Origin of the sequence: Bradyrhizobium sp. CCGUVB4N, from assembly GCF_024199945.1 — a bacterium.
GTDB lineage: Bacteria > Pseudomonadota > Alphaproteobacteria > Rhizobiales > Xanthobacteraceae > Bradyrhizobium.
Window position 1 is genome coordinate 3,253,007 of record NZ_JANADP010000001.1, and the last position, 14,641, is coordinate 3,267,647.

The 14,641-nt window shown below is 64.7% G+C and carries 13 protein-coding genes; 5 read left to right on the forward strand and 8 right to left on the reverse strand.

Going from position 1 to position 14,641, the window contains the following annotated elements; genetic code table 11:
• Window positions 1-47 precede the first annotated feature (47 nt).
• Entirely contained in the window at window positions 48-2,837 is a 2,790-nt protein-coding gene (gene ppc, locus NLM31_RS14690) for a phosphoenolpyruvate carboxylase (RefSeq protein ID WP_254130049.1), read from the forward strand.
• A gap of 59 nt (window positions 2,838-2,896) precedes the next feature.
• On the opposite strand, the gene NLM31_RS14695 is transcribed toward ppc, so the two are convergent.
• From NLM31_RS14695 to NLM31_RS14710, 4 genes are all read right to left on the reverse strand, one after another.
• Window positions 2,897-4,015, reverse strand: coding sequence for an SMP-30/gluconolactonase/LRE family protein (locus tag NLM31_RS14695; protein WP_254130050.1), 1,119 nt, complete (start codon window positions 4,013-4,015; stop codon window positions 2,897-2,899).
• Between the two features lie 116 nt (window positions 4,016-4,131).
• Window positions 4,132-5,046, reverse strand: coding sequence for an SDR family oxidoreductase (locus NLM31_RS14700; protein WP_063691128.1), 915 nt, complete (start codon window positions 5,044-5,046; stop codon window positions 4,132-4,134).
• Window positions 5,043-6,191 (reverse strand): thiolase, encoded by a 1,149-nt coding sequence (locus NLM31_RS14705; RefSeq protein WP_254192687.1) that lies wholly within the window; start codon window positions 6,189-6,191, stop codon window positions 5,043-5,045. Before NLM31_RS14705 ends, NLM31_RS14700 begins: the two co-directional genes overlap by 4 nt.
• A 3-nt stretch (window positions 6,192-6,194) precedes the next feature.
• Window positions 6,195-6,608, reverse strand: coding sequence for a Zn-ribbon domain-containing OB-fold protein (locus tag NLM31_RS14710; protein ID WP_254130052.1), 414 nt, complete (start codon window positions 6,606-6,608; stop codon window positions 6,195-6,197).
• A gap of 191 nt (window positions 6,609-6,799) precedes the next feature.
• Between NLM31_RS14710 and NLM31_RS14715 the strand changes: the two genes are divergently transcribed.
• The gene (locus NLM31_RS14715) at window positions 6,800-8,149 is read left to right on the forward strand and encodes an amidase (RefSeq protein ID WP_254192688.1); all 1,350 of its coding nucleotides are present in this window, start codon (window positions 6,800-6,802) and stop codon (window positions 8,147-8,149) included.
• Entirely contained in the window at window positions 8,142-8,828 is a 687-nt protein-coding gene (locus tag NLM31_RS14720; RefSeq protein WP_254130054.1) for a DUF2848 domain-containing protein, read from the forward strand. Before NLM31_RS14715 ends, NLM31_RS14720 begins: the two co-directional genes overlap by 8 nt.
• 9 nt (window positions 8,829-8,837) lie before the next feature.
• Here NLM31_RS14720 and NLM31_RS14725 read toward each other — a convergent pair whose 3' ends face one another.
• Window positions 8,838-9,596, reverse strand: a complete 759-nt coding sequence (locus tag NLM31_RS14725; protein WP_254130055.1) for a transglycosylase domain-containing protein — start codon at window positions 9,594-9,596, stop codon at window positions 8,838-8,840.
• A 122-nt stretch (window positions 9,597-9,718) separates the two neighbouring features.
• Between NLM31_RS14725 and NLM31_RS14730 the strand changes: the two genes are divergently transcribed.
• Window positions 9,719-10,459: a 2OG-Fe(II) oxygenase gene (locus tag NLM31_RS14730; protein ID WP_254192689.1), complete on the forward strand. Its 741-nt coding sequence runs from the start codon at window positions 9,719-9,721 to the stop codon at window positions 10,457-10,459.
• 9 nt (window positions 10,460-10,468) lie between these two features.
• Window positions 10,469-11,122, forward strand: coding sequence for a DNA oxidative demethylase AlkB (gene alkB, locus NLM31_RS14735; protein ID WP_254130057.1), 654 nt, complete (start codon window positions 10,469-10,471; stop codon window positions 11,120-11,122).
• Window positions 11,123-11,125: 3 nt separating this feature from the next.
• Here the strand turns inward: alkB and NLM31_RS14740 are convergent, their stop codons facing one another.
• Genes NLM31_RS14740 through hpaD form a run of 3 tightly spaced genes read right to left on the reverse strand, consistent with a single transcriptional unit; the run spans window position 11,126 to window position 14,633 of the window.
• A complete protein-coding gene (locus NLM31_RS14740; RefSeq protein WP_254130058.1) occupies window positions 11,126-12,751 on the reverse strand; it encodes a thiamine pyrophosphate-dependent enzyme in 1,626 nt (541 codons plus the stop codon).
• A gap of 25 nt (window positions 12,752-12,776) precedes the next feature.
• On the reverse strand, window positions 12,777-13,646 hold the full coding sequence (locus tag NLM31_RS14745; RefSeq protein ID WP_254130059.1) for a fumarylacetoacetate hydrolase family protein: 870 nt from the start codon (window positions 13,644-13,646) through the stop codon (window positions 12,777-12,779).
• Window positions 13,647-13,649: 3 nt separating this feature from the next.
• Window positions 13,650-14,633, reverse strand: coding sequence for a 3,4-dihydroxyphenylacetate 2,3-dioxygenase (gene hpaD / locus NLM31_RS14750; protein WP_254192690.1), 984 nt, complete (start codon window positions 14,631-14,633; stop codon window positions 13,650-13,652).
• Window positions 14,634-14,641 lie beyond the last annotated feature (8 nt).

The following is a 14,641-nucleotide window of genomic DNA, read 5'->3' on the forward strand; positions in this document are numbered from 1 at the left end:
TCCTCCGGACCAAGGAGCCATTGGGAGCTCTAAAAGGGGAGCGAGCCATGTCCCTCCAATCAGTACCATCCGACGCCGCCGATCTTCGTCAGAACCGCCCTGAGGACGTCCAGGCGCTGGAGGCGGATGCGCGGCTGCGCGACGATATCCGCCTGCTCGGACGCATCCTGGGCGACACCGTGCGCGACCAGGAGGGCGCGGATGTGTTCGACCTGGTCGAGCGTATCCGGCAGACCTCGATCCGGTTCCACCGCGACGAGGACCGGCTTGCCCGCCGCGAGCTCGAGCAGATCCTCGACAGCATGTCGACCTCGGAGACGGTGCGGATCGTTCGCGCCTTCAGCTATTTCTCCCACCTCGCCAACATCGCCGAGGACCAGAACAACATCCGCCAGATGCGCGCCGGCAAGAACGGCGGCTCCGGCGTGCTGGCGGAGACGCTCGCCAAGGCCAAGGGCGCGGGGATCGGCACCGACACGCTGCGCAGCTTCTTCAAGAGCGCGCAGGTCAGCCCGGTGCTGACCGCGCATCCGACCGAAGTCCGCCGCAAGAGCACCATGGATCGCGAGATGGAGGTCGCGGCGCTGCTCGACCGCCGCGAGCGGGTTGCCTTGACCGAAGACGAGGCCGCCGCCAGCGACGAGCAGTTGCGCCGCGAGGTGCTGACGCTGTGGCAGACCAATCTGCTCCGCCGCACCAAGCTCACCGTGCTCGACGAGGTCGCCAACGGCCTGTCGTTCTACGATTACACGTTCCTTCGTGAAGTGCCGCGGCTGGTCAACACGCTGGAGGACCGGCTGGAGGAGGGTGGCGAGCAGGCCGCCGGCGAGCTCGCCTCGTTCCTGCGTATGGGCAGCTGGATCGGCGGTGACCGCGACGGCAATCCCTTCGTGACCGCCGACGTGATGCGCGGCACGCTGCGGCTGCAATCGAGCCGGGTGATGCAGTTCTATCTGAACGAGCTGCACGTGCTCGGCTCCGAACTGTCGATCGCAGCGCATCTCGCCGACGTCTCCGGGGAGCTGCGCACGCTGGCGGAGCGTTCGCCCGACACCTCGCCGCACCGGAGCGGCGAGCCTTATCGCCTCGCGGTCTCCGGCATCTATGCGCGCCTGACCGCCACGGCCGAAAAGCTCGAGGTCGAGATCACCCGCCGTCCCGTCGGCAAGGGCGCTCCTTACGACAGTGTCAAGGAGCTGCAGGCCGATCTCGACGTGCTGCACCGCTCGCTGATCTCCAACAACGCCCGCGTCATTGCCCGTGGCCGGCTGCGGCTGCTCCGGCGCGCGGTGGACTGCTTCGGCTTCCATCTGGCGCGGCTCGATATCCGCCAGAACTCGGCGGTGCATGAGCGTACCATCGCGGAGCTGATGGATGCCGCGAACCCCGGCATGTCCTATCTCGCGCTCGGCGAGGACGCGCGCATCTCGCTCCTCACCAATGAGTTGCGCTCGACGCGCGCGCTGGTGTCGCCGTTCGTCAAGTACAGCGACGAGACCATGGGCGAGCTCAACGTCTTCCATGCCGCGGCGGAAGCGCATGCGAAGTTCGGCTCGGATGCCATTCCCCAATGCATCATCTCGATGTGCAAGGGCATGTCCGACATGCTCGAGGTCGCGGTGCTGTTGAAGGAGGTCGGCCTGGTCCATCCCTCCGGGCGCAGCGCCATCAACATCGTGCCGCTGTTCGAGACCATCGAGGATCTGCAGGCATCATCAGGCATCATGGATCGCATGCTGTCGCTGCACGATTACCGCCGTCTCGTCGACAGCCGCGGCAGCGTCCAGGAGGTCATGCTCGGCTATTCCGACTCGAACAAGGATGGCGGCTTCGTCACCTCGGGCTGGGAGCTCTATAAGGCCGAGATCGGCCTCGTCGACGTGTTCGAGCGCCATGGCGTCCGCCTGCGCCTGTTCCACGGCCGCGGCGGCTCCGTCGGCCGCGGCGGCGGACCGAGCTACGACGCCATCGTCGCGCAGCCGGGCGGGGCCGTGAACGGCCAGATCCGCATCACCGAGCAGGGCGAGATCATCTCGTCGAAATATTCCAACGCGGAGGTCGGCCGCAACAATCTCGAGATCCTGGCGGCGGCAACGCTGGATGCCAGCCTGTTGCAGCCGAGCCAGAGCGCGCCCCGCCGCGAATATCTCACTGCGATGGATGAGCTTTCGAATCTCGCCTTCAAGGCCTATCGCGGCCTCGTCTACGAGACCGACGGCTTCGTCGAATATTTCTGGTCCTCGACCGTGATCAACGAGATCGCGACCTTGAACATCGGCAGCCGTCCGGCCTCGCGCAAGAAGACCCGCGCGATCGAGGACCTTCGCGCGATTCCCTGGGTGTTCTCCTGGGCGCAGTGCCGCCTGATGCTGCCGGGCTGGTACGGCTTTGGCAGCGCGGTCGAGCAATGGATCGCCGAGCATCCGGATAAGGGCATGCCGTTCCTGAAAGAGCTCTACAAGGAATGGCCGTTCTTCCGCATGCTGCTGTCGAACATGGACATGGTGCTGGCGAAAAGCTCGATCGCGATTGCCTCGCGCTATGCCGAGCTGGTGCCGGACGAAGCCCTGCGCGAAAAGATTTTTGGCCGCATCCGCCGCGAATGGCATTCCTGCATCGAGACCCTGCTCGACATCATGGGGCAGGACCGGCTGCTGCAAGGCAATCCGCTGCTGGAGCGCTCCGTGCGTCATCGCTTCCCCTATCTCGATCCGCTCAACCACGTTCAGGTCGAGCTCCTGAGGGAGCATCGCGCGCAGAACCCGGATGAGCAGGTGCTGCGCGGGATTCAGCTGACGATCAACGGCATCTCGGCGGGCTTGAGGAATACTGGCTAGATGCGAATGGCGAATAGCGGATGGATTCCACTCGCTATTCGCCACTCACTATTCGCTTCTCAACAGAAATGCGCCCCCTGCGTCTCCACATAGACCGAATACAGCGACTGGCTCGCGGTCATGAACAGGCGGTTGCGTTTCTTGCCGCCGAAGCAGAGATTGGCGCAGGTCTCCGGCAACATGATCTGGCCGATGCGCGCGCCGTCGGTCGACGCGAACACCTGCACGCCGTCATAACCCGGACCGACCCAACCGGCGCCGACCCAGATGTTGCCTTCGGTATCGACGCGCAGTCCGTCAGGGAAGCCGGACTTGCCGTCGAGCTTCATGTCGATCAGCCGCTTCGGGTTCGATAGTTTCTGACCGTCGAGGTCGTAGGACCACACCACGTTTTCCGCCTGCGGATAATGCGTGATCCCGGTGTCGCAGACATAGACCTTCTTGTAGTCGTGGGAGAAGGCGATGCCGTTCGGCTTGAACGGCTCGTCCGCGACCTTGGTCAACTGGCCGGACTGCGCGTCGAGGCGATAGACCGCTTCCTTCTGATAGGGTTGCAGCGAGCCGGTATTGGCGAGCTTGCCCTCGTAGATGCTGATCGCGCCGTAACCGGGATCGGTGAACCAGATCGACTTGTCGTTGGGATGCACGACCATGTCGTTCGGGCCGTTGAGCGGCTTGCCGTTGGCCTGCTCGGCCAGCGAGGTGACCGAGCCGTCGTGCTCGTAGCGGACGAGGCGTGTGCGCTCGGCGGTGATCTGGCGTCCCTCGGTGTCGAATGAATTGCCGTTGCCTTCGTTCGAGGGCTTGTGGAACTGCTCGGAGATATGGCCGTCGTCGTCGAGGTAGCGAAGCTGCCGGTTGGCGGGAATGTCGCTCCAGACGAGGTATTGTCCCTGCGCATTCCACGCAGGTCCTTCCGCCCACAGGCAGCCGGTATAGAGCCGCTTGATCGAGGTGTTGCCCACCTTGGCCTTGAAGCGCTTCGGATCGATGGCGACGATGTCGGGGTCAGGATAGCGCTGCGGCTCGGCATTGGCGCCGTAGTTGCGGGCGTCGGCCTTGGAGGCGAGCACAGTGGACGCGGCGAGCACGGCCGCGCCTCTTAAAATATCGCGGCGGCCGAGGCCGCCGGGTTCCGTTGCAGAGGTGTCGTTGGGGTTGGTCAGTATTCTTGTCATGGTTTCCTCCCAAAGTTGTGTTGGGAGGCCACCATTCGCCCGCATTCAGGCATAAAGCGGGGCGATCTCTGGACGAGACAACCAGAGATCGCGGCGCAGGAATGCCAAAAATATGGCTAGACAGGATCCCACGGGAAGATGTCGGCGGAGCGGTCGAGCTTGTAGAAGGAGCCCTTCAGCGCCGGCATGCCATGTTCCGCAATCGACTGCGGCGTCCAGCCTTCGCTGCGATGCACGGAGCGCAGCGGACGGTTCTGGCTGAACAGGAACAGCTCGTTCATGCGCGCACCAAAAATCTGACCGCTGACGTCCTTGGCTGCGTCGGAGAGCAGATACGCGCAGATCGGGGCGATCTTCTCCGGGCCCATCTGCTTGATCTTCTCGACGCGCGCCTTCTCGGCTTCGGTCTCGGTCGGGATGGTGCCGATCATGCGGGTCCAGGCGAACGGCGAGACGCAGTTCGAGCGGACGTTGAAGCGGCCCATGTCGAGTGCGATCGACTTGGACAGGCCGATGATGCCGAGCTTGGCGGCGGCGTAGTTGGCCTGGCCGAAATTGCCGATCAGGCCCGAGGTCGAGGTGAAGTGCACGAAGGAGCCGGACTCCTGCTCGCGGAAGATGCGCGCGGCGGCGTGGCTGACATAGAACGAGCCCATCAAATGCACCTTGATGACGGCCTCGAACGCTTCCACGCTCATCTTGTGGAAGATCATGTCGCGCAAGATGCCGGCATTGTTGACGACGCCGTCGAGCCGGCCGAAATGATCGGTCGCGGTCTTCACGATCTTGCTCGCCGGAACGGCTTCCGCCACCGATTCGAAGTTGGGGACGGCGATGCCGCCGCGCTTCTTGATCTCCTCGACCACCTCCTCGGCGGGCGTCGCGCTCGAACCGGCGCCGTCGGCGGCTCCGCCGGGATCGTTGACGACGACCTTGGCGCCCTCGGCCGCGCAGAGCAGCGCGATCTCGCGCCCGATGCCGCGGCCCGCGCCGGTGACGATGATGACCTTGTCCTGCAGTGATTTGCTCATGTGGATGACCTCTCGTTCGTAAACACGATCGTGCCGCTGGCGGCGAACATGCCGCCGACGCCGTGGCACACTGAAATCTTCGCATTCGGCACCTGGGCCGGCGCGATGCCGCGCATCTGGCGCACGCTCTCCTGGAGCGCGTACATGCCGTACATGCCCGAATGCATGTAGCTCAAGCCGCCGCCATTGGTGTTGAGCGGAAGCTTGCCGCCGGGGCGCGTGTTGCCGTCGGCGATGAATTTGCCCGTTTCCTCATGCGGCATGAAGCCGAGATCGCCGAGGCCGAACAGCGGCAGATGCGCGAAGGCGTCGTAAATCATGAGATGATCGACGTCCTTGTGGGCGATACCGGCCTCCTTGAACGCTAGCGGTCCCGCCGTCTTGAATGCCCGCGACGAGTTGAATGTCTCCATCTGGCTGACCATCAGCGTCTCGACGCTCTCGCCGGTGCCCATGATGTAAACCGGCTTGCGCGGAAAGTCCTTGGCGTGGTCGGCCGAGGTCAGGATCAGCGCGCCGCCGCCGTCGGTGACGAGGCAGCACTGCAAGAGCCGGAACGGATAGGCGATCATGCGCGAGTTGAGGACGTCGGCGACCGTGATCGGATCCTTCATCATCGCCCGCGGATTCTTCGCCGCCCATTCGCGCTGCACCACCGCGACCGAGGCGAGCTGCTCATGCGTGATGCCGTAAGTCTTCATGAAACGCAGCACGGGGATCGGGAACATGCTGGGCGGGCCGTAGACGCCGTAGGGCGCTTCGAACTGGCCCTGCAAACTGTCGGCCGGGATCGAGCGCGGCGCCTTGCCGATCATCGACTTGCCGCTCTCGGCATGCGTGATGAGCACGGTCTTGCACAGCCCGGCCTCGATCGCCGCCGCTGCGTGGCGGACATGCAGCATGAACGAGCAGCCGCCGACGGAGGTGCCGTCGACCCAGGTCGGCTTGATGCCGAGATAGTGACAGACCTGCTGCGGTGTCTCGACCGCGGTGGCAAAGCCGTCGATATCCGAGAGTTTCAACCCGGCATCCGCAATGGCATTGAGCGCCGCGTCCGCGTGAAGCTGGAGCTGCGACATGTTGGGGACGACCCCGAGCTCGGTGGTCTCGGCCGCGCCGACGACGGCAACCTGGTTCTTGCGCATGGTTTACCCCTTCGCCGGACGGAACACGGGGAGGGTGATCTTGTCGTCGAGCACCTCGAACGCGACCTCGAGCTTCATGTCGAGTTCGAGCGCCTCCGGTGTCTGCGGGCAGTCGATGATGTTGCTCATCATCCGCGGTCCCTCGGCAAGTTCGACCACCGCAATCGCATAAGGCGGCGTGAAACCGGGCGCGGCGGGGCGGTGGTTGATCACGTAACTGTAGAGAAAGCCCTTGCCGCTCGCCTTGAACACGGAGACCTTGCGCGAGGCGCAGGACGGGCAGAATGGGCGCGGCGGGAAGTAGACATGCGCGCAGGCATCGCAACGTTGCAGGCGCAGTTCGCCTGCTTTCGCGCCGTCCCAGAAATGCTGGGTTTCCGGCGTCGGTTTCGGTCGCGCGCGCTGCGGTTCGGCCATCTCGGAACGCCCTCCCAAAGGCAAATCTTGAATAGGCAGGCTTGACGCCCGCCTGTTTCGATCTTGATGCGACAATCGGCTATCGTGCGTCAACGGTCCAGCAGGCAGCATGCATGCCATCATGCGCACAATGCTTGTGTCGAACTGAGCCGGCGCTATAGATTGCGCGCGCAATATTCCGTGAGACAGACATGCCCGATTTTCCGACACTGGCGAAGCTCGCCGACGACCTCGAAAGCGGCTGCACCACCTCCCGAAAACTGGTCGAGGCGTGCATCGCCAGGATCGCCGATCCCTCAGGCGAGGGGCAGCGCACCTTCATCCATGTCGACAAGGACGCCGCGCTTGCGGCGGCGGATGCGATGGACGGCTTGCGCAAGGCCAAGGCGGAGCCGTCGCGCTATGCCGGTATCCCCATCTCGATCAAGGATCTGTTCGACATCAAGGGCCAGGTGACGCGCGCCGGCTCCCGTGCGCTCGACGATTCCCCGCCGGCCGAGCATGATGCGGCGACGGTGGCGCGGCTGCGCAAGGCCGGCTTCGTCGTGATCGGGCGGACCAACATGACCGAGTTCGCCTATTCCGGCATCGGCATCAATCCGCACTATGGCACGCCCAAGGGCGCCTGGAACCGTGCCGAGGGCCACGTGCCGGGCGGTTCGTCCTCGGGTGCCGCGGTCTCGGTGCTCGACGGCATGGCGCATGGCGCGCTCGGCACCGACACCGGTGGCTCCTGCCGCATTCCGGCGGCCTATAACGGCATCGTCGGCTACAAGCCGACGCAGCGCCGGGTGCCGCTGGATGGCGCGGTGCCGCTGTCGTTCTCGCTCGACAGCATCGGTCCCTTGGCGCGATCGGTCAGCTGCTGTGCCATTCTCGACGCCGTGCTCGCGAACGAGCCGATCGTTCCGCTGAAGCCGCGGTCCGTGAAGGGCATGCGGCTCGCAGTGCCGACCACGATCGCGCTGGACGATCTCGACGCAGCCGTGTCCGAAACGTTCGAGCGCGCGCTGAAATCGCTGGCCGATCACGGCACCATCATCGAGCGGATCGAGATGGCCGAGTTCCACGACATCGGCCCGATGAACGCCAAGGGCGGCTTTGCCGCGTCGGAAAGCTACGCCTGGCATCGCTATCTCATCACGTCCAAGGGCGACGTTTACGATCCCCGCGTGTCCGTCCGCATCATGCGCGGCGAGGCGCAGAGCGCGGCCGACTACATCGATCTCCTCAACGAGCGCCGCTCGCTGATCGCCCGCGTCAATGCGCGCATCGCGCCCTATGACGCGCTGGTGCTGCCGACCACCGCCAATACGCCGCCGAAGATCGCGGATCTCGCCGACGACAAGGCGTTCACCGCGCAAAACCTGCGCGCGCTGCGCAATTGCACCCTGATCAACATGATCGACGGCTGCGCCATCTCGCTGCCGGCGCATCGCGAAGGCGATGTCCCGATCGGCCTGATGCTTGCAGGGGCGGGCGGATCCGATCGTCGTATCTTCGAACTTGCTGCCGGCATGGAGGCCGTCATTCGTGTTTGACCTGACTTTCACCGTTGATGCCCAGGACGCCACCACACCGCTGACCTTGGCGATCGACCAGATGGTCATCGCCGGCTGGACCGGCCGTGATCCCGTCGCGCGCGACAAGCACATCAAAGAGCTGCAGGAGATGGGCATCGCCCCGCCGGCGTCGACGCCGATTTACTATCGCGGCGCGGCACGGCGGCTGACCCAGGAAGACAGCATCGAATGCTGCGGTGGCGATTCCTCCGGCGAGGTCGAGTTCGTGCTGATCGGCTGGCAGGGCCGCATCTTCGTCGGCTGCGGTTCCGACCACACCGACCGCAAGGTCGAGGCCTACAACGTCACCGTCTCCAAGCAGATGTGCGACAAGCCGATCGCCTCGACGCTGTGGGAGCTCGAAGAAGTCATCGGCCATTGGGACAGGATGATCCTGCGCTCCTGGGCCACCATCAAGGGCGAGCGCGTGCTCTACCAGGAGGGCACGCTGGACGCGATGCTGCCGGTCGCCGATTTGATCGCGCGCGGCTTCGAAGGCGCAAAATTCCCCGACGGCTGCGCCATGTTCGGCGGCACCTTCGCCGCCAAGGGCGGCATTCGCCCCGCCGACCGCTTCGATTTCGAGCTCGAGGACCCCGTGCTGAAGCGGACGATCAAGCATGGATATGATGTGGTGACGCTGCCGGTGCGGGGCTGACCGGCGTGGTCATTGATTGATCGGCTGGGCCTGAGCGCCCGGAATGTCCATGCGAGGTAGCGGCCGGTTCTTGGCCGCTGTCGCCTGCGCCTCGCTGATCAAGCTGGCTGTCTGCATCCGATCAATGACGTAATCTCGATTGCGGGCCTCGAAAGATCGGCTTGGGTAAGGTTGTCGCGCTCGCATCATGAGGAACGCGATTTCGTCGATCTGAAGATCCGGCAGCCGCTTCCCAAAATAGATCTCCGCTGCGGTCACCACGCCATATGCGCCGCGACCCAGATAGTTCTCGTTAAGATAGATCTCGAAGATCCTGTCCCGGGACAGACTGCGGATGACGCGCTGCATGAAGATGATCGAGGCAATAGGATCGATCTGCCGGCGAGTCTCCGGGGACAGCAACAGCAGGCAGCGTGACACAGATTGCGTCACGCCGGCTGGCCCGGGACTGCTGCCCGTGCTCATCGCAACTGCAATCTCAACGAGAGGATTCAACGACCAGGCTTCGTAGAAGTCTGGTTGCTCAAGAGCGATTGCGGTGTCTCGTAGCAGAGGCGGAACATCGGCAAGGAGAATGTAGTTACGCTTTGGATCGGTGCTGCATGCCGGGCCTGTCGGCGCAATCGCCGCGAGCTGGGCTTTGGTCGGAAGTCCAACGCCGTATTCATAGTGCCAGACCAGCCAACCCACGAAGGTGAGCAGCCCCACGGTCGCGAGCGAGAGTGCGATCAGCACCGTCTTGGCAGCAATGATGAGAACTTTGCGCATCGGACGCGGGCTGAAGGAGCGGAACGGGTCCAAACTCGCGTTGGAACCGGACGGAATTGGGGCGGTTGGGCCTCACGGAAATCGGGTGGTGCGCCCGTGCGGGGTCTGCAAAGCTATCGGCCATGAAAACAGCCGCAAAACTTGCCATGCCTGCTCCGGACCCCGCCGCCCGCGTCGATGCGCTCCGATGGCCTGAGATCACCGCCGAGCTCGACTCCCAGGGTTGCGCCGTCCTGAAAGGCCTGCTGACGCCGGACCAATGCCGGGCCGTCGCCGCGCTCTATCCTGACGACGCGCACTTCCGCAGCCGAATCGTGATGGGCCGCCACGGCTTTGGCCGCGGCGAGTACAAATATTTCTCCTACCCGCTGCCCGATCTGATCGCGCAGCTGCGTCCGGCGCTTTATGCGCATCTGCAGGGCGTTGCTAACAGCTGGAACGAGGCGATGGGGATCGACATCCGCTATCCCACCTCCCATGCCGCCTTCCTCAAGCGCTGCCACGAGGCGGGGCAGGCGCGGCCGACGCCCTTGCTGCTGCAATATGAGGCCGGCGATTTCAATTGCCTGCATCAGGATCTCTATGGCGAGCACGTGTTCCCGCTCCAGGTCGCGATCCTGCTGTCCGAGCCCGGTCGCGATTTCAGCGGCGGCGAGTTCGTGCTGACGGAACAACGTCCGCGCATGCAGTCCCGTGCCGAGGTGGTGCCGCTGGCGCAGGGCGATGCGGTGGCCTTTGCCGTGCATCACCGCCCGGTGCAGGGGACACGCGGCACGTACCGCGTTAACCTGCGCCATGGCGTCAGCCGGATTCGCTCCGGACAGCGCCACACCGTCGGTGTGATCTTTCATGATGCCAAATGAGCGCAACGATTGACGGCTGATTTGTTCGACAGCGTCGCTGAAGCACAGCCATCGCGCGAAAAAATCGCGGACGGCGCCGTGCTGCTGCGCGGATTCGTCAAGCCGATCGAGCGCGAGTTGATCGAAGCCGTGCGCGCCATCGTGGCGCAGTCGCCGTTCCGTCGCATGACCACGCCCGGCGGTCATCTGATGTCGGTCGCCATGACCAATTGCGGCGAGCGCGGCTGGATCACCGATCACACCGGCTATCGCTATGATCCCATCGATCCCAAGACCGAGGCGCCGTGGCCGGCAATGCCGCCGGCGCTCCGCGATCTCGCCCGCGGCGCCGCGGAGCAGGGCGGCTTCCAGAACTTTGCGCCCGATGCCTGTCTCGTCAACTGCTACGAGCCCGGCACGCGGCTGTCGCTGCATCAGGACAAGGACGAGCTGGATTATTCGGCGCCCATCGTCTCGGTCTCGCTTGGGCTACCCGCGATCTTCCTGTTCGGCGGCCTGGCGCGCGCCGACAAGCCGCGCCGCTTCCGGCTGGTCCATGGCGACGTCGTGGTCTGGGGCGGCCCGTCAAGGCTCGCCTATCACGGCGTGGCGCCGCTCGCGGAAGGCGAACACGCGCTGCTCGGCCGGAAGCGGATCAATCTGACCTTTCGCCGGACGCGTTGACGTTTACGGCTTCGGCGGATGAATGAACGCCCACGGGCTGACTTCCGAATCCCGGGTCACCTCGACCGAGATCAGATACGGCCCGCCATGCGCGAGCGCCTTCTCCATGGCCGCCTTGAACTGGTCCGGTGCGGTGACGCGCGCGGACGCGACGCCGAAGGATTCAGCGAGCTTGACGAAATCCGGATTGACGAGATCGGAGGCCACCACGCGGCCGTCGAACCGTTCGCGCTGGTCGCGGCGGACATTGCCGTAGGCGTTGTTGTTGAACACCAGTGTCACGACGCCGATGTTGAACTGCACGGCGGTGGCAAGCTCCTGCACGCCGAACATGAAGCCGCCGTCGCCGGTGATCGCCACCACTGGCTTGTCGGGGTTGGCGACCTTGGCGCCGAGCGCAGTCGGGAAGCCCGAGCCCAGCGTGCCCTGATAGCCCGAGGTGATGAAGGTGCGCGGCTCGTAGATCGGAAAGCCGTACCAGGAGGCGAAGCCGAATTGCGACAGCTCGTCGGTCACGATCGCATTCGCCGGCAGCACCTCGCGCAGGATGTTCAGATACGCCATCTGCGGCTGGATGCGCTGGATGTCTTGTTGTGCAGTCGCGGTGGCCTCCCGGATCGCGGCGCGGCGGCCGGCGGTCTTGCTGTAGCCCGCCTTGCTGACGGCAGCGGCGAGATCCGCGGTCGCGGCCTTCGCATCGGCGACGATGGCGGTGTCGGAGATGAAGCGCCGCATCTCGACGGGATCGATGTCGATGCGGATGCTCTTCAACCCGTCCGGGCGATAGGGCCAGCGCGACATGGTCGGCAGTTCCAGCCGCGTGCCGATGCCGATCATCAGATCGGTCTTCGCCCATAGCTTGTAGGCGGCGGCCATGGTCAGGCCGAGCTCATGCGCGTTGGAGACGATGCCGCGGCCGCTGCGGAAGGCGACCACAGGCGCATCGATCATCTCGGCGAGCTCGAGGATCTCCTCGCGTGCGTCGATTGCGCCGCTGCCGACGAAGATCATCGGCGCCTTGCTGGTCCTGATCAGCGCTGCGGCCTGCTTGATCATGTCGGGATCGGGCTGCGGCGCGGGCAGGGGCTCCAGCACCTGCGCTGCGGCCGTGTCGGCGCGCTGGGTAAAGATGTCCCAGGGCATCTCGACCGAGGCGGGGCCGCGCCGTCCCGATGTCATCTCCTGGAAAGCACGCGCCACGGTCGTCGGCGCATTGCCGGGATGTTCGATGCGATCGGCCCATTTCACATAGGTGCGCAAGGTCGCGAGCTGGTCCGGCATCTCATGCAGATGGCCGCGGCCCTTGCCGAGAAACTGCGTCGGCACCTGGCCCGTCACGCACAGCACCGGCTCGTTGCAGCCATAGGCGGTGAGCAGCGCCGCGCTGGCGTTGAGGACGCCGGGGCCGGGCACCACGCTGAACACGCCGGGCCTGCCGCTCGCGCGCGCATAGCCGAACGCCATGTAGCCACAGGCCTGCTCATGCCGCGCGCCGATCACCTTGAGCTGGGCCTGGTGGAAGGCGTCGAACAGGCCATAGACCTGCGCGCCGGGAAGGCCGAATACGGTATCGACGCCATGGGCGACGAGCCCGCTTACGATTGCTTCGCCGCCGGTGAGGGTGGTCATTGCATCATTCCATTCGAGTTGTTGGTCAGGCTTCGTCGACGACGCCGTTGCGTAAGGATCCGATGCCCTCGGCCGCGACCTCGATGATGTCGCCGGGCTTCAGGTATCGCGGCGGATCGAACCGCGCGCCGGCGCCGGTCGGCGTGCCCGTGACGATGATATCGCCGGGGACCAGCGTCGCGAAGGTCGAGATATAGCTGATGAGGTAGCGGAACGGGAACATCAGGCGGCTGGTGCGGTCGTCTTGCCGCAGCTCTCCGTTGACATGCGTGGTGAGACGAATGTCGGCAATCTGTGCTTCCCGGGTGTAGGGCACGAGCCACGGTCCGAGGCTGCCGCTGGAATCGAAATTCTTGCCCTGTGTGACGTTGAACTTGGCGTGGCGCAGCCAGTCGCGCACCGAGCCCTCGTTGCAGAGCGTCAGCGCGGCAATGTGATCGAGTGCAGCGCTCTCCTTGATGTGCCGCCCGGGCTTGCCGATCACCAGCACGATCTCGCCTTCGTAGTCGAGCTGCGCGGATGCGCGCGGGCGCACCAGCGGCGTGTCGTGGCCCACGAAGGAGCGGGGCGAGCGCATGAACATGCTCGGATATTTCGGCGCCTCCTGGCCGTCCTTGTACTCGGCATTGCGGTCGGGATAGTTGACGCCGATGCAGATGATTTTCTCCGGCGCGGGCACCGGCGGCAGCCATGTGATCTCGCCGAGTGCGTGAATCGGCGTGCGGCCCGCGGCCTCTTCGGCAAGGCTCACGAGCTTGCCGGCTGCGATGACCTCACGCAACGTCGGATAGTCTTTTGCGTAGCGCGCGGAGAGATCGACGATGCCGCCCTCGAGGACAGCGCCGTAGCGGCTTTCACCCTTGACGGAATAGGTGGCGAGGCGAGGGAGTTTCATGACTTAATCCGCCACCAGCACGTCGGCCACGAACTTCGGCTCACGCACGGCCTGCCCCGAGAACGGCGAGCCCTGCTCGAACCAGGAGCGCGGCGCGGGCGCGCCCCATAATGTCTGGCGGCGCGGATCGCGCAGCGACCAGCGTAGCGGCTCGTGGTCGTGATCGCCCGTAAAATAGTCGCTGGTGTAGAGCTCCAGCCGATGGCCGTCGGGGTCGCGCACGTAGAGGAAGAACGCGTTCGAGATGCCGTGGCGGCCGGGGCCGCGCTCGATGTTCTTCACGAAGCCCGCGGAGGCCATGACGTCGCAGAGATGGATGATGTTCATCGCTGTCGGCGTCCAGTAGGCGAAGTGGTGAAGGCGAGGGCCCTTGCCGTTGGTGATCGCGAAATCGTGGACATTGCCCTTGCGATGCATCCAGGCGGCCGCGATGCGCCCCTGCGGACCGTCCTCCTCGGCGTATTCGGTGAGACGGAAGCCGAGCCGCGCGTAGAAGTCGACGGTGTCCTGCACTTCGGCGGCGAAGACGTTGAAATGATCGAGCCGCTGCGGATGGCAACCCTTGTAGAGATCGAAACGGCGCAAGAGATGCGGCCGCCGGTCCATCGACGCATAGAGCTCGATCTGGAAGCCGAAGGGATCGGTGAATTGCAGCGTGCGGCCCTGGAACGGCTGATCGGCGAAGGCGTAGGCGAGGCCGTTCTCGGACAGGAACTTGGCAGCCTTGTCGAGATCGCCGTCATTGCCGACCTTGAAGCCGAGCCTGTTACAGGCGGGCACGGCGGCTTTGCGCAGCACCAGCGAGTGATGCTGATGCTCTTCGGCGGCGCGCAGGTAAACAACCTTGTCGTCGGCGTCCTCGACATGCAGGCCGACAACGGTCTCGTAGAACGCGCGGCTCAGCTTCAGATCGGTCACGTCGAGCACGACGTGGCTGGAGCGGATGATGTTGAACGGCGGCTCGAAGATGTGTTGCGGTACGGGCATTGCGTTTC

Coding starts and splice junctions, on each gene's coding strand:
- ppc (WP_254130049.1), top strand. CDS start 48: ATGTCCCTCCAATCAGTACCATCCGACGCCGCCGATCTTCGTCAGAAC.
- NLM31_RS14695 (WP_254130050.1), bottom strand. CDS start 4,015: ATGACAAGAATACTGACCAACCCCAACGACACCTCTGCAACGGAACCC.
- NLM31_RS14700 (WP_063691128.1), bottom strand. CDS start 5,046: ATGAGCAAATCACTGCAGGACAAGGTCATCATCGTCACCGGCGCGGGC.
- NLM31_RS14705 (WP_254192687.1), bottom strand. CDS start 6,191: ATGCGCAAGAACCAGGTTGCCGTCGTCGGCGCGGCCGAGACCACCGAG.
- NLM31_RS14710 (WP_254130052.1), bottom strand. CDS start 6,608: ATGGCCGAACCGCAGCGCGCGCGACCGAAACCGACGCCGGAAACCCAG.
- NLM31_RS14715 (WP_254192688.1), top strand. CDS start 6,800: ATGCCCGATTTTCCGACACTGGCGAAGCTCGCCGACGACCTCGAAAGC.
- NLM31_RS14725 (WP_254130055.1), bottom strand. CDS start 9,596: ATGCGCAAAGTTCTCATCATTGCTGCCAAGACGGTGCTGATCGCACTC.
- NLM31_RS14730 (WP_254192689.1), top strand. CDS start 9,719: ATGAAAACAGCCGCAAAACTTGCCATGCCTGCTCCGGACCCCGCCGCC.
- NLM31_RS14740 (WP_254130058.1), bottom strand. CDS start 12,751: ATGACCACCCTCACCGGCGGCGAAGCAATCGTAAGCGGGCTCGTCGCC.
- NLM31_RS14745 (WP_254130059.1), bottom strand. CDS start 13,646: ATGAAACTCCCTCGCCTCGCCACCTATTCCGTCAAGGGTGAAAGCCGC.
- hpaD (WP_254192690.1), bottom strand. CDS start 14,633: ATGCCCGTACCGCAACACATCTTCGAGCCGCCGTTCAACATCATCCGC.